The sequence below is a fragment of the Sphingopyxis sp. genome (assembly GCF_036675685.1).
GTDB lineage: Bacteria > Pseudomonadota > Alphaproteobacteria > Sphingomonadales > Sphingomonadaceae > Sphingopyxis.
In genome coordinates this window covers 38291-56989 of the sequence record NZ_JAKFEM010000041.1, presented here as the reverse complement: position 1 = coordinate 56989, position 18699 = coordinate 38291, and the positions used below count along the sequence as shown (strand labels likewise).

The window sequence follows — 18699 nt, the reverse complement described above, 5'->3', positions numbered from 1 at the left end:
CCAACTTCTCGTCACCCCGGGCTTGACCCGGGGCCTGCCTTGTCTTTTCTCGGTTGGGAAGAAGGAAGGCGGGTCCCGGGTCAAGCCCGGGATGACGAATAAGGACCGTCCGCTTCCCACCCCGAAGTCGACCAATGCCAGCCTGTGTCTGCGTGAATTACGCGGGAATCTAAACCCGTCCCGGCGCCCGCGCGCGAATGAAATTGTCGAGCGCGACGAACAGCATCTCGCGCGCGTCGCTGCCCAGCATCTCGGCGGTCAGCCAGTCGAATTGCGCGCGGTGGCCGCGCGAAGCCGCGCCGATCATCGCGGCGAGCAGCGCCTCGTCGAAACTGACGCGCGGGCAGCAGGGCGGGGCGACGGCAAAAGGCTCGGGCCAGGTGTGGCCGATCGCCTCGACCACCAGACGATAGCGCCGCGCGGCGAGGATATTGCCCCAGCGCCGCTCAAGCTCGGGCATCGGGTCGCGTTCGCCGCGGCGGCAGAGGATGCAGTAACGCAGCGCAAGAACCGCCTGCGCGGCTTCGACAGAGAGATCGCGCACGAGCGGCTGCTGCGTCAATTGGCGGATCAGCTCGCTGCTTTGCATGATTGTCGTGTCTCCCGGCCCATGCAGTCGGTTCCGTCCGCTTCCTCATTCTGGAAAAAGATGCCGGCCGCTTTAAAGCGCAGCTTTAAGTTGCAGCGGCCGGCAGGAGGGGACTGCCCCACCTTGCTATTGAGAATTATTCGCAAATACAAGCAAAAAAAGAGGCGCCCGAAAGCGCCCCTGAAAACTGCTGGAAATCTGAGGATTACGTCGCCCCCGCGAAGGCGGGGGCCGCTGTCGTGTTATGCTGCGATGCGAATCGAGGCCGACAACGGCCCCCGCCTTCGCGGGGGCGACGTGTCACTCAGTCGTCCCCGGCCGGCTTCGACTGCAGCTGGATGTAGTTTTCGATTCCCATGCGCTCGATCATCTCGAACTGCTTCTCCAGCTCGTCGACATGATGTTCCTCGCTTTCGAGGATCGACCCGAACAGGTCGCGGCTGACATAGTCGCGCACGCTTTCGCTATGCGCCATCGCATCTTTCAGCAGCGGGATCGCCTCTTCCTCGAGCGCGAGGTCGGCTTTCAGGATTTCCTCGACGGTCTCGCCCACGCGCAGGCGGCCGAGCATCTGGAAATTGGGGAGACCGCCAAGGAAGAGGATGCGGTCGGCCAGCTGGTCGGCGTGCTTCATCTCGTCGATCGACTCTTCGCGTTCGAACTTGGCAAGCCGCGCAACGCCCCAATTGTCGAGCATGCGATAGTGCAGCCAATATTGGTTGATCGCGGTCAGCTCGTTCTTGAGCGCCTCGTTGAGGAAATCGATGACTTTTTCGTCGCCCTTCATGGTGTCTATCCTGTCATTTTTTCTTGGAATGGGATGGACGGCATTATACCGCCCCGGACCCCCTCAGGCCAAGGTCAAAAATGGCGGAAAACCAAGAAAAATCAGGCGGTCGCGGCGACGTCGCTGATGATATTGCGAGCGAAAGGCAGGCACTGCCCGCACTTGGGTTTGCGACCCAGTTGCGCATAGGCGGCCTTGGCGCACCGCAATTGGCCACTCCGCGCAACGTCGCGCAGCTGGCTTTCCCTTATTGCGTTGCAGACACAGACAACCATGTGCGAATCCTTCTCAACAAGACCTATCTAGGGATAGTGCGACGGATTCGCAACAGGAAAGATGCGACTGGTTCGCAATCCGAATAGATCGCGCCGCGCGCTTCCGGCGCGCGGCGGCGCGGGTGATTCGCATATGGTATCCCGGGTCGGGTTTTCGCTATGGTCGGCTGGAAGGAGCGAAAGGATGAGCACCGACCGGGACACCGTGCGATCCTATGACAGGGCCGCGGCGGGCTATGCCGCCGAGGCCGCGGCGATGCCCGAATGGGTCGCGACCGAGATCGATGCGTTCGTGGCCGCGCTCGGCGGCCGGGGCAGGGTGCTGGAGATCGGAAGCGGCGGCGGTCGCGATGCTCTTGCGCTTGAAACGCGGGGGATCAGCATCCGGCGCACCGACATTTCGAAGGGTTTCGTCGCACTGCTTCGCGACAGCGGCTTCGAAGCCGCGCTGTTGGACCCGCTCACCGACGACCTGTCCGACCCGCAGCGTCCCGGCATGCCGTACGATGGGGTCTGGGCTTGCGCCTGCCTGATCCATGTAGCGCGTGAGGACATGGGTATTGTGCTGGGACGGCTTGCCGCCGCGACCCGGACCGGGGGCCGGCTGCACGCATCGGTCAGGGACGGCGATGGCGAGGATGTGACGATAGAGGGCAGCGCGGCCGCGCCCTGGCGCTACGTCGAGACCTATTGGCGCGAGCCCGCCTTGCGCGCCGCACTCGCCGACGCCGGGTGGATCGTCGACGAGGTCCGAAAGTGCGTCGGCAGGCCCGGCGATCGGTGGCTGAGCGTTCGGGCAAGTCGGGGATGACGCACACTCCGGACCCTGCTCCCGGAGCTTTCGCTTGCCCCCCGCGGCGTTCGCGGGCATAGGCGCGCGCATCTTTCCCGCACCCTCGACGCAAAGGCTCCCCCATGAAAGTGAATGTCTATGTGACGCTCAAGCCGGGGGTCCTCGACCCGCAGGGCAAGGCGATCCATCATGCGCTGGAAGGACTGGGTTTTGCGGGGGTCGCCGACGTGCGCGCGGGCCGCTTCATCGAACTCGACGTCGCCGACGATGTCGCCGATGCCGATCTCGACGCGATGTGCGCCAAGCTGCTCGCCAATACGGTGATCGAAAACTACCGCATCGAACGTACCTGAGCGGCAAGGGAGCAAGCGCCATGAAGACCGCCGTCATCGTCTTTCCCGGCTCCAACTGCGACCGCGACATGGCGGTCGCGCTCGAACAGGTTACCGGCCGCGCCCCGGCGATGGTGTGGCACCGCGAGACCGAGCTTCCCGAGGGCACCGACTTCATCGCGCTGCCCGGCGGCTTTTCCTATGGCGACTATCTGCGCTCGGGCGCGATGGCGGCGCGCTCGCCGATCCTGCGCAGCGTTGCCGAGGCCGCGGCGCGCGGCGTTCCGGTGCTCGGCGTCTGCAACGGCTTCCAGGTGCTGACCGAGGCGCAGCTGCTCCCCGGCGCGCTGATGCGCAACGCGGGATTGAATTTCGTCTGCCGCACCGTGCCGCTCAAGGTCGAGAACAGCCAATCGCTGTTCACCGCCGCCTATGACGCCGGCGAGACGATCAACGTCCCCGTCGCGCATCACGACGGCAATTATTTCGCCGACGCGGCGACGCTCGACCGGATCGAGGGCGAGGGGCGCGTCGCGTTCCGTTACGCCGATGAAGTCAACGGGTCGGCGCGCGCCATTGCGGGCGTGCTCAACGATGCGGGCAATGTGCTCGGCATGATGCCGCACCCCGAACGCGCGATCGACCGCGCGCATGGCGGCACCGACGGGCTACGCCTGTTCGAGGCGGCGCTCGGCGTTCTCGCCTGATATTTCGACCGCGGCATCGCCCGCGGACCTTGCCTCGGGATGCAGCCAGCGCCCGATCAGCAGCAGGATCGTCGGCCAGAACATCGTGTTCCAGATGTCGTGCCAATGCGCGGCGTCGGGCTGGATCGCCGCTTGCTGGGCCTCGAGCGCCATGTCGAGCCATTCGCCGCCCGATGCCATAGCCAGCACCGCGAGCCAGGCCGCCAGCCATCCCCCGCGCCAGCGCCACACGAGCCGCACCGCCACGAACAGCGCGAGCCCGAAATAGATATGCAGCGCGTCCTTGCTGAGCCCCGCTGAGGTGACGAGCCATGTCTTCTGTTCGGTGAACAGCGCGGCAAGCTCGATCAATGTCATGGAAGTCACACCTTGGCGCCGAACGGGTTGAAGTCGGTGCCTTCGTCGAACACGTCGACACCTTCGCGCCGCTTCAACGCGCCCACCACAAGATAAGTTGCCGGGGTCAGCGCGGCTTCCCACGCGACCTTCATCGCCCAGTTCGTCGTCAGGACGAGCAGCACCTGTTCGGTTTCCCAGATGCCGAGAAAGGCGATGGGATAGAAGATCAGGCTGTCGATTCCCTGCCCGACGATCGTCGATCCGATCGTGCGCATCCACAGGAAACGCCCACCGGTCGCGAGCTTCATCCGCGCCAGGACATAGGAGTTCACAAACTCGCCGGCCCAGAAGGCGGCCATCGACGCGACGACGATGCGCCACGCGCTGCCGAACACGCTTTCATAGGCCGCCTGGCACACCGCGCCGGTGCCGCCGCCAGTCGTCTCTCCCGGCTTCAGCGTCAGCGCCTCGGTCCCGCTGCACCACCAATCCTGCGCAGGGGGCATGGCGAGCACGATCCAGCTCATCACCGCCATGAACAGCAGCGCGCCGAACCCGGCCCAGATCACGCGGCGCGCGCGGGCATAGCCATAGACTTCGGTGAGGACGTCGCCGATCACATAGCTGATCGGAAAAAACAGGATGCCCGCGCCAAAGGTGAGCCCGCCGACCATCGACAATTTCGACGCGCCGATGATGTTGCTGAGCAACAGGACCGCGACGAACGCCGCCATGACGAGGTCATAATAGCGAAAATGCCGGATGCTTGCGGCGCTGACGTGGGCGGGTTTGGCGAGCGGGGCGTCGGAATCGATCATCGGCCGCTGCTTAACCCGCTTTGCGGCCGGCGCAAACCGCGCTATTCGCCGCGCGACGCAAGCAGCGCTGCGCGCCCGTAGCTCAGCTGGATAGAGCACCCGCCTTCTAAGCGGGTGGTCGCAGGTTCGAATCCTGCCGGGCGCGCCATTTTCAAAGACTTGCTGTTGGGACCACCTGACCTTGCCCCTGCAACAACCTTGGTCTGCCTCTATAAGAGTTTTCCGTCAGTTTTCAGGAAAGCCGCCGGTCGGCATTGCGCCCGATGTCGGACATTATGAAATTTCTGACAGGCTCTTGAAAGCGACCGTTTGACAATGAAACGAAACGGCTGCTTCCGGCCAGTGTGGGACAGAAGGCACCAGTTTTGTAATAGCTGCCCGTAATCGGCCTACGTCACGGCGTACGATGTTTTCGATGGCGAGGTATGTCGGCTCGCCGCGTCCGTTGCACGACCGATCAACATCGCATTTGGCGTGCTGCCGTGCATTGCGGCACGGGCAAGCATTCTGGTTCGCTAGGAGTGTTTCATGCCCAAACCATTCGCCTCGATTGCCGCGCTGTGCCTTGCGGGCGCGATGCCGCTCGCCGGCCCCGCCGCGCAGGCGCAGGAGGCAGCGCCTGCTGCTTCGCTTGTGGTCGGTGCCAAGGTCTATGATCAAAACGGCGAAGAAGTCGGCAAGATCGCTAAAGTGTCCGGAGACAGGGTTGCGGTATCGATCGACGGCAATGGGCTTGTGGTCCCGAGGAATGCCTTTGTGAAGAGCGCCAAGGGCCCGGCGCTGAAGGCCCCGAAGGCGAAGATTGTCGCCGTCCTGAGGCAGGCGGAGGCCGATGCGGCAGCAGTCGACGGAGCATTGAAGCCGGGAGCCGAGGTGCGGAGCGCCGACGGCGCTACGGTGCTTGGCAAGATCACGGCGATGGCACCTCAGGGCGCGGTGCTGACGACCGGCGAAGGCAATATCACCATGCCGCGCGCCGCATTTTTCCTATCGGAGAAAGGACTCGCGGTGAAGGTCAATGAAAAACAGTTCCTCGCGGGCGTCAGGGCGGCGCGGGCGCAGAAGAAGGGCGGTTGATGGCGCCGCGCCTCGCTGAAAGGAGAAGATGAATGGCGCTCGAAAAGGAGCTTTACGACATCGAGCAAGGATTCTGGCTCGACGGAAAAGAGTATTTCCTGAACCATGTCGAAGACCAGTGCCTGCTCGCCTTTCCACAGGCGGGAGAGATGCACGGCGTGCATTCGCGCGAGGAGGTCGCGGCGACGGCCACCAACGCTAACCGTTGGCGTGACTTGACGATGAGCGGTCGTCAACTCCTGGAGAGCGGCGAAGATTTTGCGATCATCAGCTACCGGACGGATGTGACGCGTGCCGATGGCCAACCCTATGCCGCGCTTGTCAGCTCGGCCTATGTGCGACGCCCGGACGGCTGGAAGCTGCTATTCCACCAGCATTCGCCGATCTGAGCGATGTCCGATCGTCGGCTTTGCCTTCTTGGCGCCCAAAAGCCGGCGGTCCGCAAGCAGCCATTTCTAGACAGGAGACTGTGTCGCAATCAAACGCGATTGCAGCGCCTTCTTGTAGCGCCGGCTCAAACGTAATCGCGTGCCGGAGCGCAGGATGACGGCATAGTCTCCCGAGCTTTGCAGCTCGAGCCCGCCGACGTGATCGAGGTTCACAATGGTCGAGCGGTGAATGCGGATGAAGGTGTCGCCGAGATCGCGTTCGAGCTCGGCCATGGTGCGGCGGATCACATGCGTTTCTCGCCCGACATGCAGGCAAGCATAATAGCTCGCGGCTTCCACCCAATCGATGTCCGGCACGTCGATGAAGTGCAACTGGCGCGGCGATTTCACGACAAGGCGTCGCGGCGTCACTCGATGCGGCGCATAGTGCGCGATCTTTTCCTTGGCGCGGGCCAGCGCCCTCATGAAACGTGCGTCATCGAACGGCTTCAGCAGATAGTCGAGCGCACCAGCCTCGAAGGCGCGCAGGGCATATTCATCGTGCGCGGTGACGAAGATGATCGTCTGCGGCAAATCGGTGCCCAGCAGCTCCAGGACGTCGAAGCCCCCGCACTCGGGCATTTGCACGTCGAGAAACAGCAGATCCGGTCTCCGGCGCCGAATGGCTTCGACGGCCTCCGCTCCCGACGCGCACTCCTCGATCGATCCGATGTCGGGGTCGCGGCGCAGCAAGACCGTGAGATTACGCCGGGCGAGGGACTCGTCGTCGACGACGAGGGTGCTGATGGGCGCAGGGCGCCTGTCCGACAGCATCATGCCGCTTCCTCCAGCGGCAGTGTCACAACCACCTCGACGCCGGCGCCCTCGACGCTCCTTGTGAGGAGATCGGCCGCATCGCCGTACATGATGTGCAGTCGCGTGCGCAGGTTCGCGAGGCCGACGCCGGCGCTCTTCGACTCCCAACCGGCCGCGAAGTCAGGGCCGTCATTATAGACGCTGAGGGACAGGACCGCGCCCTTTCTTGCCGCTGCGACGCGGATATTTCCGCCCGCCACCCGCTCCGCGAGCCCATGTTTGATGGCATTTTCGACGAGCGGTTGCAGCAGGAGGCTCGGAACCCGCGCGTCCATCAGCGCCTCCGGAATGTCGACGCTGTATCCGAGGCGCTCGCCGAAGCGGACCTTCTGGATGTCGATGTAGCGCTGAAGATATTCGACCTCCTCCGCGAGCGTCACCTCCGGCTTGTTAAAGTCCTGCGAAGCACGGCGAAGGATTTCACTGAGGCCGACGATCATATTCACGGCCGCCGCGTTGCGATTGTCGCGCACGAGGCCGGCGATCGAATTGAGCGTGTTGAACAGGAAGTGCGGCTCCATCTGGCGACGCAGTGCCGCGAGCTGGGCTTTCGAAAGCTCCTCGCCCAGCTGCGCGGTCTCGGTCATCTTGCGCGCAACCTTGTCCCGCGAGTCTACCAGATAGGTGATGGCCAGGATCAGCGCATAGGCGAATACGCAGATCAAGCCGTGAAAGATGAGCGTCGCGCTCAACGTGTCCCAGAAGGTTGGCGCCTGCCGATGGGCCCAGGGATTGAAGAGCATGTGGAGGGCCGCGGACCACGCCTCCGCTGCCATGGTGATGGCGACTACCAGCGTCAGATGAGCCGCGATGCCGCGCGCCGTCGGGGCGGGAATGATCGGACGGCGCCGCGCGAGGTCGATGACGAAGGGCGTGGCCAGCGCCCAGGGCAGCCAGCCCGCCACTTCGATCACGAAGAGCAACACTTCGCCGCCACGGCGTCCCATGGCGTGCTGGATGAAGATCGATTGCGTGGCCTCGAACACCGCGCTGGCGGACCAAAAGACAGCGATCCATCGCCAGCTGATCATCGGCGCGGAAGGGGCGGCGGAGCGGGTCATGTCGGCACTCTTAGCCCAAGTCGTGAAAAACGCCTCATCGATGCAGCGAATCGCCGGATGGCTGCAGCGAGCTGTCTTCGTCCCTGTGACCGGTGTCCTTAGGCTGGACCGGCATGGCGAGAGGAAGCACTTATGAATAGCGTCGCGCCCCTGGCACGCATCAGCGGGATCGTTCTGGCTTTCACCGCGGTTGCGCCGGCGGCCGCGCAGGACAACGCCGTGACCAGCGCTGTCGACGCGTTCGGCGAGCGCGCCGGGATCGAGCAATCGGGTCTCTATACCGAAAGCCAGGTTCGCGGTTTCGACCTCAACGACAGCGGCGCCTATCGCATCGACGACGCCTATTTCAGCCGCGGCGGCGCGCTCGACGACACGGTGCTGTCGGGCGTGAGCGTTCGCGTCGGCGTCAATGCCGCGCGCCTTCCTTATCCAGCGCCCTCGGGCGTCGTGAACTATCGGTTGCGCGAGGCCGGACCGGCGAACGAGCTGCGGCTGGGCGCGGGCTTTCGCGACTTCGGCACGCGCGTGGTCCAGGGCGACGTCTCGCTCCGCGACGGGGCGCTGAGCCTCGCCGGCGGCTTCGTATGGAGCCCCGTGCGGCAATATGCGCAAGGCTACAACGGCTCGAGCCTCACCGCGGGCGCCGTCGTCGGCTGGAGCCTCGCGCCCGGTCACCGGCTGCGGGCGTTCGCGTCGGTCAACGACCGCCAATATGACGGCGACTATTATGTGATCGCCAGCGCGGGGGCGATGCCGCCGAACCCCAGGAAGCTGCACCAATATTCGCCGGACTGGGCGCGAACCGCGGCCACGACCACCAACCTCGGCCTTCTCTACCGCGGCGAGCTCCATGGTTTCGCCGTCGACGCCTCGGCCTTTCGCTCGGTCTGGGTCCTCGATAACGCGGACAACACGCTGATCTCGTCGGACGCACAGGGGAACGCGACCGCCACCACGCTGCGGACCCCGCAGCGCAGATGGAAAGTTTCGAACACCGGTGAAATCCGGCTGGGGCGTGCGTTCAGAACCGGCGACTTCGAGAACCACGTCGCATTGTCGCTGCGCGGCCGGCGCACCACCACCGAACTCGCCTCCGCCCTCGCCATCCCGCTGGGCGCCTTCGACCTCGCCACGGGCGACCCGCCGGATGTGCCGGAGCGACCCTGGTCCGGTACGCGCGGCGAGGATGTCGTCAGGCAACATATCGTCTCGGTGGGTTATGGGCTGACCTGGCGCGATCGCGTGCAGCTGCGCTTCGGGGCGCACCGGACCCGCTACGACAAGACGGGGCGCTCGACGTCCGGCGTGACGAGCGAGCGCATCAGCAACACGACCAACTACAATGTTTCCGCCGTCGTCAACCTGACCGACCGCGCCGCGCTGTTCGGGAGCTGGGTGACGGGGCTGGAAGAAAGCGGGTCGGCGCCTGCGTCCGCGATCAACCGCGAAGAAGTCCTGCCGCCGGTGGAGACCGAGCAATTCGAGCTGGGCGCGCGCTACACCCTTGCCCCGAAGCTGACCTTGATCGCCGCGCTTTTCGACGTTTCGAAGCCTAGCCAGGGATTTCGCCTCGACCGGTCGTTCGGCATCGTCGGGGAGGTTAGCCACCGCGGCTTCGAGGCCTCGATCGCGGGCGAGTTGACCCCCAACACCAACATTCTCGCGGGCTTCGTCGCCTTCGAGTCCGAGCTCACCGGCACGCTTGTGGATGCCGGCCTGGTCGGTTCGCATGACGCGGGCGTCTCCCAGATTGTCGCGAACGCGACGATCGTGCGCCGGTTCGGAAGAAATTGGTCGCTGGATGCGACGCTCAGCTACATGGGCGAACGCTGGGTCGACACGGCCAACAGCTTCAAGGCGCCGGCCGTGACCACGCTCAGCCTCGGGCTGCGCCATCGCTTCATGCTGGGCAGCCGCCCGGCCGACGTGCGTATCCTGGGCTCGAACCTCCTCGGCGACGAGGGCTATCTTGTCGCGTCATCCGGGCTTCTGTCGCCGATCCCTCCGCGAACGGTGCGCGCCGTGCTCACGGTCGCCTTTGGCGCAAAAGAATAGGATGATCCGCGCGAGAGCTGGCGGCTTTAGGGGGCAGGTCAGGCCTTGCGGCTTCTATCACAACGCGCGACCGCGACGAAGGTCGCTGCGGTTGCGCTCGCGCTCGCGGACAAGGCCGCACATGATATGGACGCTGATGACCCGCGGTGAAACCCATAACCCATGCGTGCAGTGATCGTGACCTCGGTGAAGAGTGCAACGACAACCAGACCGCATCCACTCATATGCGCCGAGCCATCAGGTTGCCATTTTGATCATACTTATATTATAAATGTTGATCAGGGCATGGGAGGAGAAGCGTATGTATTTTTCGGGTTCGGCCAACCGTCTTGCGCGCTGTTTCGCCCGATGGGTCGCGTGGGGCGTTGCAATGGGGGCAATGGGCGGATTCGCATTGCCTGCGGCAGCCTATGCGCCCGGTGCCGCCACATTCGCCAACCCGTTGCTTCCCTCTGGCCCCGATCCGTGGATCCTGCAGGTCGGCGGATATTATTATTACACCCATACGCTCGGCGACCGGATCGCCTTGTGGCGGACCGACAATGTCGCCAGGCTGGGCGATGTCGAGCCCCTGGTCGTCTGGACGCCGCCGAAGGAGGGAGCGAACGCCCATTCGATATGGGCGCCCGAGCTGCATCGCATCGACGGAAAATGGTTCCTCTATTATTCCGCGACCGCGAGCGGTTTCACCGACGACGATCATCGCGCGATATTCGTGCTGGAAAATGCGGGCCCCGATCCGATGCGCGGCGCGTGGATCGACCGCGGCCGCGTCAATACGGCGCATGCCGGGATCGACGGCACCATGTTCGATCACGGCGGCAAACGCTATTTCGTCTATTCGCCCTACATCGGACCCGACAGCGCCATCGCGATCGCCCAGATGGAAAATCCGTGGACCCTGAAAGGGCACGAGACCGTGATCGCGCGGCCCGATCATGTGTGGGAAAGATTCGGAGGGCGGCAGATCGTCGAGGGGCCCGAATTCCTGCCGGGGCCAAAGGGAGACCTGTTCCTGACCTATTCGGCCAGTGCTTGCTGGTCGGACGACTATTCGCTGGGGCTGCTCCGCGCCCCGCCTGGTGCCGATCCGTTAGACGCGGCGGTGTGGAGCAAGTCGCCGCAGCCCGTCTTCAAAAGCGCCAACGGCGTTTATGCGACCGGGCACAACGGCTTTTTCCGGTCGCCCGATGGTCGGGAAAACTGGATCATCTACCATGCCAATCCGGCCCCGGACATGGGATGTACGGCGAAACGCGCACCGCATATCCAGCGCTTTGGATGGACGGCCGCAGGTTGGCCGGATTTCGGCGCGCCCGTCGCCGCCGGAACGCCATCGCCTGTCCCGACCGGGTCGCGCGTTCGCCGGTCCGTCCGCCCTTGAAGAAGCCGCACTTGGGTCAGAAGGCGAAGGGCGGCGAAGGGCGCTGCACCCCAATGCGATAAGCCTGTTCGACGAGTTCGAGCGGAGCAGTGTCGGCGTCGATTTCCGCGGCTTCGACAAGCGCGTGGAAGCGTCCGTAAAGACGAGGATATTCACAATTCGGTCCGGCATGCGGCGCGGCGCCGGGCAGCTCGATCGTCGCTCCGCCGTTGCGCAGCGCCAATGGCCCGGCGTCGGTCGCAAGTTCGATGTCCCAGCTTGGCGAACCGCCGAACAGGAAATCGAGGTCGGCTTCGATCGCATAGCCTTCGGCGCTGCGCAGCGTGCAGGCAGCGGCGATCGCCGCCGACCGGTTGCTCGGAATATCGAGGGTGGCCGCCTCGACCTCGAAGCGGGCCGGCAAGATGCGGGTCAGGATCGAGAGGGCGTTGATCGCAGGGTCGAACACGCCCATTCCGGCGCGTTCGAGAATCCACTCCTGTCCGGGATGCCATTGGCGAATGTCCTCCTTCCAGAGGATTCGCCCGCCGGTGACGATATGCTCCGCCAGCCAGTCGCGCGCGGCATCGACCGCCGCGGCCTCGCGTGAATGCCAGGAAGCGAAGAGGGTGACGCCCCTTGCCGCGGCATGGCGGACAAGTTCGCGCACTTCGTCCGTCGTCACCCCCGGCGGCTTTTCGAGCATGACGTGCAGTCCGGCGTCGATCGCGCGGCGAGCGATGTCGGCGCGCCCCTCCGGCGGCGTGCACAGCGATACGGCGTCGAACTGGTGTCCCGCGGCAAGCAGCGCGTCGATGTCGCGATAGCCCGGCACGCCTTCGACCATATCGTTCCGGCTCGCCGTCGCAACCAGCCGGTATCGCGCATCGGCCGCGATCGCCGGCAGGTGCTGGTCGCGTGCGATCTTGCCGATGCCGACCAGTCCCAGGCGGATTTCCGGGCCTTCCGTGCTGCCTCGTGAAAAATCTTTCCCGTCTTTCATCGCGTCCTCTTTATTTATAATATATATCTGCTTATACGAGATCGAACGCTATTCAAGGGTCGATGGAGGCCCGAACAGGGGAGAGGCTATGTCGGTTCGCGGTTTGTCGATGGCTTGCTTTGCGTTCGCTGGGCTCATGGTGCCCGCAATGGCGCAGGATAACACCCAGCCGGCGGCGGCGCCCGATACCTATGTCCACCCGGACAAGGCCTATCTGTTCGCGCATATGAAGACCGGCCATTATGGTATCCTCTATTATTCGGTCAGCCGCGACGGCCTCTATTGGACCGAACTGAACGGCGGCAAGCCGGTGTCGAAGGATTATCACGGCCACGCTTCGATCGCAGAGGGCCCCGATGGGCGCTATTATCTCGTCGGCAACAAGAGCGACGAGGACCCGCTGATCCGGTTCTGGGTCTCGGACGACCTGGTGACCTGGACGCCCTATGGAACCTATCAACCCGATCTGCAGTCCGCGGTCGGCCTTGCCAATCCCCTGCAACGCATCGGCGCGCCCAAGCTCTATTTCGACAAACCATCGAAACGCTTCATGCTCAGCTGGCATACGCCGACCGTGCCAGGATCGGCGAGCGATCCCGAACGCTATTGGGAAAGCCAGCGCACACTCTATGTGCTCTCGCCGGACCTCAAGAGCTTTCCCGAGCCACCGCGCCGCCTGTTCGAATGGGAGATGGCGACGATCGACACGATCGTCCAGCCGAACCCCGAGGGCGGCTATTGCGCGATCCTGAAGGACGAGCGCTACCCTTCCTATGCCTGGACGACGGGCAAGACCGTCCGCATCACCTGCGCCAAGGAAATGACCGGCCCCTATCCGACCCCCGGCCCGTCGCTCAGCCCCAATTTCCGCGAGGCGCCGACGATCATCCGCGCGCCCAACGGCGCCGACTGGCTGCTCTATTACGAGCAATATGCGGGCACGAGCTATGGCGTCTCCAAGGCGCCGCGGCTCGAAGGCCCGTGGTTCCAGATGTCGGGCAACAGCGGCGTGACCGAATGGAATCGCTACGCGGTGCCCGCGGGCGCCCGCCACGGGTCGATGATCGAGATCAGCAAGGCCGAATATGACCGGCTGGCAGCGGCCTTCAAATGACCTCGGGCCCAAATCAGGGAAATAATGTGGTAGACGACAAGCAAGACGGCGGATCGAAGCGGCCGGTGCTGCGGTCGCGATCGTGGTTCGACAATCCCGATAATCCCGACATGACCGCGCTCTATATCGAGCGTTATCTGAATTATGGCCTGTCACTGGAGGAGTTGCAGTCGAACCGCCCGATCATCGGGATCGCGCAGACCGGCAGCGATCTCGTGCCGTGCAACCGCCATCACATCATCCTCGCCGACCGCGTGAAGCAGGGGGTCCGCGACGCGGGCGGCATCCCGATCGAGTTTCCGGTGCATCCGATTCAGGAAACGGGCAAGCGGCCCACCGCGGGGCTCGATCGCAACCTCGCCTATCTCGGCCTCGTCGAGACGCTCTATGGCTACCCGCTCGACGGCGTCGTCCTTACCATCGGCTGCGACAAGACGACCCCGGCGTGCCTGATGGCGGCCGCCACCGTGAATATCCCGGCGGTCGCGCTTTCGGTCGGGCCGATGATCAACGGGTGGTACAAGGGGCAGCGTACCGGATCGGGGACGATCGTGTGGAAAGCGCGCGAGATGCTCGCGGCGGGCGAAATCGATTACAAGGGCTTTATCGAGCTTGTCGCGTCTTCGGCGCCGTCGACCGGCTATTGCAATACGATGGGCACCGCGACGACGATGAACAGCCTGGCCGAGGCGCTGGGCATGGCGTTGCCGGGATCGGCGGCGATCCCCGCGCCCTACCGTGACCGCCAGGAATGCGCGTGGCAGACGGGCCGCACCATCGTCGAGATGGTCCATGCCGACCGCAAGCCTTCCGACATCCTGACCCGCGCTGCCTTCCTGAATGCGATCAAGGTCAACGCAGCGCTCGGCGGGTCGACCAACGCGCCGATCCATCTCAACGCGATCGCGCGGCACATCGGGGTCGAGTTGACGATGGACGACTGGCAGCGCGAGGGGGAGAATGTCCCCCTGCTCGTCAACCTGCAGCCGGCGGGCGAATATCTTGGCGAGGATTTCTACCGCGCCGGCGGCGTTCCGGCGGTGGTCGGCGAACTGCTGCGTCAGGGGCTGCTCGACGGGGAGGCGCTGACCGCCAATGGCCGCACGCTCGCCGAGAATTGCGGCGAAGCCGTGACGCAGGACGCCGCGGTGATCAGGCCGTTCGCTTCGCCGCTCCGCTATGATGCGGGCCTGATGGTCCTGCGCGGCAATCTGTTCGACTCGGCGGTGATGAAGGCGAGCGTGATCTCCGACGCCTTCCGCGCCCGCTACCTCTCGAATCCCGAGCAGCCGAACGTCTTCGAGGGCCGCGCGATCGTCTTCGACGGGCCCGAAGATTATCACGCGCGCATCGACGATCCGGCGCTCGGCATCGACGAGGACTGCATTCTCGTCATCCGCGGCACCGGCCCGATCGGCTATCCGGGCGGCGCGGAAGTGGTGAACATGCGGCCGCCCACCGCGCTGATCAAGCAGGGTATCCATACGCTGCCCTGCATCGGCGACGGGCGGCAATCGGGAACATCGGGCAGTCCGTCGATCCTCAATGCCTCGCCCGAAGCCGCGGCCGGCGGCGGTCTCGCGCTGCTTGCGACCGGCGACATCATCCGTGTCGATCTCGTCGGTCGCACGGCAGACATGCTGGTCGACGACGCCGAGCTTGCGGCGCGGCGCACCCGGCTCGAGGCGGCGGGCGGTTATGCCTATCCGGCGTCGCAGACGCCGTGGCAGGAGATTCAGCGCGATCTGGTCGGTCAGTTCGATGGTGGCGCTGCCCTCGAATCCGCGACCAAATATCAGCGCCTCGCCCAAAATTCGGGGCTGCCGAGGGACAGTCATTGAGCGCCTTTACGGTCGTCGAGCGGACCGGGCGCGACCGGCTTGGCGAGGGGCCGCTATGGTCGCCGCGCGACAATGCACTCTATTGGGTCGACATCCTCGGTTGCCGCCTCAATCGCCTGGGCCTTGTCGACGGAAACGTGGCGGGCTGGACGCTGTCGGAGCCCATCGGCTGGGTTATCGAGCGCGCGTCGGGCGACGGTTTCATCGCCGGTCTGGAGAGCGGTTTCGCCGAGTTGCGGCTCGATCCTTTTGCCGTGGCGCCTTTCCACGACCCCGAACCCGATAGGCCCGCAAACCGGATGAACGATGCCAAGGCCGATGATGCAGGGCGTATATGGGCAGGGACGATGCCGTCCGACTGCGAGGGCGCGAGCGGCAGCCTCTACCGGCTCGATCCCGACCACAGCGTTACGCGGGTGGACACCGGCTATACGATCGCCAACGGCCCGGCGTTGATGCCCGGAGGCGAGCATCTGTTCCACACCGACAGCAAGCTCGGCCATGTCTATCGCTATCGCATTGCCGACGACGGGAGCCTTTGCGATCGTACCACCTTCCTCGATTTCGCGGGTCGCGACGGAACACCTGACGGCATGACCTTCGATGCCGATGGGGGGCTCTGGATCGCGCTCTGGGGTGCCGGACGCATCGACCGCTACACACCCGATGCCAGGCTCGATCGCAGCATTGCGCTGCCGGCGCTGCAACTCACCAGCTGTGCGTTCGCGGGGGCCGCGTTCGAGCGTCTGTTCGTCACCTCGGCCGCCGAGGGCGATCCCGTATCGCCCCATGCCGGAGCCTTGTTTGAGGTCGACGCCGGGGTCAGAGGATTCGCCGCGCGTCAGTTCGCGGCTTAATTATCATATTAAACGGCTTTACTCATTTCAGGGTGCGTGATAGACCGTCGACAGGGAGAGATAATCATGAAGGCGAAGCTTGCGGCATCGCTCGCAATGGGGGTGGCCGGCTTGGCGCTGGCCCTTGGTCCTGCGGGTGCGGCGGAGACCCAGCGCAAGCCCTTTGGCGCGCTGCCCGACGGCCGGCCGGTCGAGGCGGTGACGCTGACCAATGCCAAGGGCGTTTCGGCGACGATCATCAATTGGGGCGCCGCGATCCAGGCGCTGATGATGCCCGACAAGCAGGGGAAGGTTGCCGACGTCCAGCTCGGCTATCCCTCGATCGACGGCTATCTTGCCAAGTCTGAATATTTTGGCGCGACTGTCGGACGCTTCGCCAATCGGATCGCCAAGGGGCAGTTCAGCCTCGACGGCAAGCAGTATCAGACGCCGGTCAACAACATCGGCAACTCGCTCCATGGCGGCACCGCCGGTTTCGACAAGGTGTTGTGGGAGGTTGTCGAGGTAAAGCAGGGCGACACGGCGTCGGTCACGCTGCGCTATATCAGCCCCGACGGCGACCAGGGCTATCCGGGCAAGCTCACCGTGCTTGCGACCTATTCGCTCAACGAGAAGAACGAGCTCGGCATCGAATATCGCGCGACGACCGACAAGCCGACGATCGTCAACATCACCAACCACGGCTATTGGAATCTCGCCGGCGAGGGATCGGGGCAGGGGGCGATGGGGCATGTCCTGACCATCCCCGCCCAGGCCTATACCCCGGTCGACGCGACGCTGATCCCGACCGGCGTGTTCCAGCCCGTCGCGGGCACGGTGTTCGATTTCAACACGCCGCACGCGGTCGGTGAGCGGGTGCGCGACGCGAGCGATCCGCAAATCGTGACCGGCAAGGGCTATGACCATAATTTCGTGGTCGCGAAAACCGTGTCGAAGACGCTGCGCCAGCTCGCGCGGGTCGAGGAACCCGTTTCGGGCCGCGGCTTCGAACTGTGGTCGAACCAGCCCGGTGTCCAGTTCTATTCGGGCAACTTCCTCGACGGCAGCGTCGTTGGCAAGGCGGGCAAGCTCTATCGCCAGGGCGATGCGATCGTGCTCGAGCCCCAGATTTTTCCGGACACGCCGAACCAGCCGGCGCTCGGTTCGGCTCGATTGGCCCCGGGCGAAACCTACATAAACAAGATGGTTTACCGTCTCTTTTTCGGAGAGTGAGATGCTTCGCACGCTGATGGCGCTGGTCTGCGCCGCGCTGTTCCTGATAACGCCCGCGCATGCGGCCGAACGCTGGACGAAAGCGCAGGCGCACAGCTGGTACGACGCGCAGCCGTGGCTCGTCGGCGCCAACTACAATCCCGCAACCGCGATCAACCAGCTCGAAATGTGGCAGGCGGAAACCTTCGATCCCGCAACGATCGACAAGGAACTCGGCTGGGCGTCCGCGATGGGGATGAACACCATGCGCGTCTACCTGCACAATCTGCTCTGGGAAAATGATCCCGAGGGGCTGAAGCAGCGGATGGACCAGTTCCTCGCCATCGCGGCGAAGCACAAGATCAAGCCGATGTTCGTGCTGTTCGACAGCTGCTGGGATCCAAACCCGGTCGCGGGACCGCAGCATCCGCCGATCCCCGGTGTTCACAACAGCGGCTGGATGCAGGCGCCGGGCGCCGCGCGGCTTGCCGACACGTCGCAGCATGGCAAGCTGGAAGCCTATGTGAAGGACGTCGTCGGCCGTTTCGCGAACGACGATCGCGTCCTCGCCTGGGACGTCTGGAACGAGCCGAACAATGACGGCGGCGGCAATTACAAGCCGACACCGAACAAGAAGGCGATGGTTGCCGGCCTGCTCGGCCAGGTCTTCGACTGGGCGCGGAGCGCGAAGCCGAAACAGCCGCTGACCAGCGGGCTGTGGATCGGCGACGATTGGTCGGACATGAAAAAGCTCGATGCGGTCGAGAAGATTCAGGTCGCGCAGTCGGACGTCATTTCCTTCCACGACTATAATTGGCCGGAGACTTTCGAAGGCCGCGTCAAACAGTTGCAAGTCTATGGGCGGCCGCTGCTGTGCACCGAATATATGGCGCGCGGCAATGGATCGACCTTCGACGGCTCGCTGCCGCTGGGCAAGAAATACGGTGTCGCGATGATCAACTGGGGCTTCGTCGACGGCAAGTCGCAGACGCGGTTGCCGTGGGACAGCTGGAAGAAGCCCTACACCGGCGATGAGCCGCCGATCTGGTTCCACGAGGTTCTGCGCGGCGACGGCACGCCTTACCGAAAGGCGGAGGTCGACCTGATCAAGCGCCTGACCGCGGCGCCGAAGGGCGTCGTGCCGGCGAAGTAGCGCCCTTTCCGAACATCCAATTTTTGTGTCTCGATAAATTATATTACAAATAAGATATTTTAATCAACAAGATCGGGTGAAGCATCACCTGGTAGCTCTA

General features: G+C 64.2%; 20 protein-coding genes and 1 tRNA gene. 13 read left to right on the top strand and 8 right to left on the bottom strand.

All coding sequences use genetic code 11. The features are described from left to right. Positions 1–169 precede the first annotated feature (169 nt). The 3 genes from V6M50_RS16190 to V6M50_RS16180 all read right to left on the bottom strand — a co-directional run bounded on the left by V6M50_RS16190 (position 170) and on the right by V6M50_RS16180 (position 1651). Positions 170–589, bottom strand: coding sequence for an addiction module antidote protein (locus tag V6M50_RS16190; RefSeq protein ID WP_332819608.1), 420 nt, complete (start codon positions 587–589; stop codon positions 170–172). Positions 590–893: 304 nt separating this feature from the next. Continuing rightward, on the bottom strand, positions 894–1376 hold the full coding sequence (bfr, locus tag V6M50_RS16185; RefSeq protein WP_039576579.1) for a bacterioferritin: 483 nt from the start codon (positions 1374–1376) through the stop codon (positions 894–896). Between the two features lie 101 nt (positions 1377–1477). Continuing rightward, the gene (locus V6M50_RS16180; RefSeq protein WP_332819607.1) at positions 1478–1651 is read right to left on the bottom strand and encodes a (2Fe-2S)-binding protein; all 174 of its coding nucleotides are present in this window, start codon (positions 1649–1651) and stop codon (positions 1478–1480) included. 184 nt (positions 1652–1835) lie between these two features. Here V6M50_RS16180 and V6M50_RS16175 point away from each other — a divergent pair, with 184 nt between their 5' ends. From V6M50_RS16175 to purQ, 3 genes are all read left to right on the top strand, one after another. After that, positions 1836–2462, top strand: a complete 627-nt coding sequence (locus tag V6M50_RS16175; RefSeq protein WP_332819606.1) for a class I SAM-dependent methyltransferase — start codon at positions 1836–1838, stop codon at positions 2460–2462. A 104-nt stretch (positions 2463–2566) separates the two neighbouring features. Beyond that, a complete protein-coding gene (gene purS, locus V6M50_RS16170) occupies positions 2567–2797 on the top strand; it encodes a phosphoribosylformylglycinamidine synthase subunit PurS (protein WP_332819605.1) in 231 nt (76 codons plus the stop codon). A 20-nt stretch (positions 2798–2817) separates the two neighbouring features. Next, a complete protein-coding gene (purQ, locus tag V6M50_RS16165) occupies positions 2818–3483 on the top strand; it encodes a phosphoribosylformylglycinamidine synthase subunit PurQ (protein ID WP_332819604.1) in 666 nt (221 codons plus the stop codon). Here the strand turns inward: purQ and V6M50_RS16160 are convergent. After that, on the bottom strand, positions 3445–3840 hold the full coding sequence (locus V6M50_RS16160; RefSeq protein WP_332819603.1) for a hypothetical protein: 396 nt from the start codon (positions 3838–3840) through the stop codon (positions 3445–3447). The two genes, purQ and V6M50_RS16160, sit on opposite strands and share 39 nt — an antisense overlap. Positions 3841–3845: 5 nt before the next feature. Beyond that, complete coding sequence (locus V6M50_RS16155) at positions 3846–4640, bottom strand: queuosine precursor transporter (protein ID WP_332819602.1); 795 nt, start codon at positions 4638–4640, stop codon at positions 3846–3848. 71 nt (positions 4641–4711) lie between these two features. Here V6M50_RS16155 and V6M50_RS16150 point away from each other — a divergent pair. The 3 genes from V6M50_RS16150 to V6M50_RS16140 all read left to right on the top strand — a co-directional run bounded on the left by V6M50_RS16150 (position 4712) and on the right by V6M50_RS16140 (position 6106). Beyond that, a tRNA-Arg gene (locus tag V6M50_RS16150) sits at positions 4712–4788 on the top strand. A gap of 428 nt (positions 4789–5216) precedes the next feature. After that, positions 5217–5717, top strand: coding sequence for a hypothetical protein (locus V6M50_RS16145; protein ID WP_332819601.1), 501 nt, complete (start codon positions 5217–5219; stop codon positions 5715–5717). A gap of 32 nt (positions 5718–5749) precedes the next feature. Beyond that, on the top strand, positions 5750–6106 hold the full coding sequence (locus V6M50_RS16140) for a hypothetical protein (protein WP_332819600.1): 357 nt from the start codon (positions 5750–5752) through the stop codon (positions 6104–6106). 66 nt (positions 6107–6172) lie between these two features. Here the strand turns inward: V6M50_RS16140 and V6M50_RS16135 are convergent, their stop codons facing one another. Together V6M50_RS16135 and V6M50_RS16130 are read right to left on the bottom strand one after the other, a co-directional pair. Then, entirely contained in the window at positions 6173–6922 is a 750-nt protein-coding gene (locus tag V6M50_RS16135; RefSeq protein WP_332819599.1) for a LytR/AlgR family response regulator transcription factor, read from the bottom strand. Then, a complete protein-coding gene (locus V6M50_RS16130) occupies positions 6919–8022 on the bottom strand; it encodes a sensor histidine kinase (protein WP_332819598.1) in 1104 nt (367 codons plus the stop codon). Before V6M50_RS16130 ends, V6M50_RS16135 begins: the two co-directional genes overlap by 4 nt. A gap of 132 nt (positions 8023–8154) precedes the next feature. On the opposite strand from V6M50_RS16130, the gene V6M50_RS16125 reads away from it, so the two are divergent. Together V6M50_RS16125 and V6M50_RS16120 are read left to right on the top strand one after the other, a co-directional pair. Further along, positions 8155–10077 (top strand): TonB-dependent siderophore receptor, encoded by a 1923-nt coding sequence (locus V6M50_RS16125; protein ID WP_332819597.1) that lies wholly within the window; start codon positions 8155–8157, stop codon positions 10075–10077. Positions 10078–10456: 379 nt separating this feature from the next. Next, positions 10457–11461 carry a glycoside hydrolase family 43 protein gene (locus tag V6M50_RS16120; RefSeq protein ID WP_332819596.1) on the top strand — a complete coding sequence of 335 codons (1005 nt, stop codon included), beginning with the start codon at positions 10457–10459 and terminating at the stop codon, positions 11459–11461. Positions 11462–11477: 16 nt separating this feature from the next. Here V6M50_RS16120 and V6M50_RS16115 read toward each other — a convergent pair whose 3' ends face one another. After that, complete coding sequence (locus V6M50_RS16115; RefSeq protein WP_332819595.1) at positions 11478–12443, bottom strand: Gfo/Idh/MocA family protein; 966 nt, start codon at positions 12441–12443, stop codon at positions 11478–11480. 136 nt (positions 12444–12579) lie between these two features. Here V6M50_RS16115 and V6M50_RS16110 point away from each other — a divergent pair, with 136 nt between their 5' ends. The 5 genes from V6M50_RS16110 to V6M50_RS16090 all read left to right on the top strand — a co-directional run bounded on the left by V6M50_RS16110 (position 12580) and on the right by V6M50_RS16090 (position 18599). Then, on the top strand, positions 12580–13557 hold the full coding sequence (locus V6M50_RS16110) for a glycosyl hydrolase family 43 (protein WP_332819594.1): 978 nt from the start codon (positions 12580–12582) through the stop codon (positions 13555–13557). A 110-nt stretch (positions 13558–13667) separates the two neighbouring features. After that, positions 13668–15398, top strand: a complete 1731-nt coding sequence (locus V6M50_RS16105) for an IlvD/Edd family dehydratase (protein ID WP_443030533.1) — start codon at positions 13668–13670, stop codon at positions 15396–15398. Next, positions 15395–16255, top strand: coding sequence for an SMP-30/gluconolactonase/LRE family protein (locus V6M50_RS16100; protein ID WP_332819592.1), 861 nt, complete (start codon positions 15395–15397; stop codon positions 16253–16255). The genes V6M50_RS16105 and V6M50_RS16100 overlap by 4 nt, the downstream gene beginning before the upstream one ends. Positions 16256–16321: 66 nt before the next feature. After that, complete coding sequence (locus V6M50_RS16095; RefSeq protein WP_332819591.1) at positions 16322–17467, top strand: aldose epimerase family protein; 1146 nt, start codon at positions 16322–16324, stop codon at positions 17465–17467. A gap of 1 nt (position 17468) precedes the next feature. After that, complete coding sequence (locus V6M50_RS16090) at positions 17469–18599, top strand: endo-1,4-beta-xylanase (RefSeq protein WP_332819590.1); 1131 nt, start codon at positions 17469–17471, stop codon at positions 18597–18599. Positions 18600–18699 lie beyond the last annotated feature (100 nt).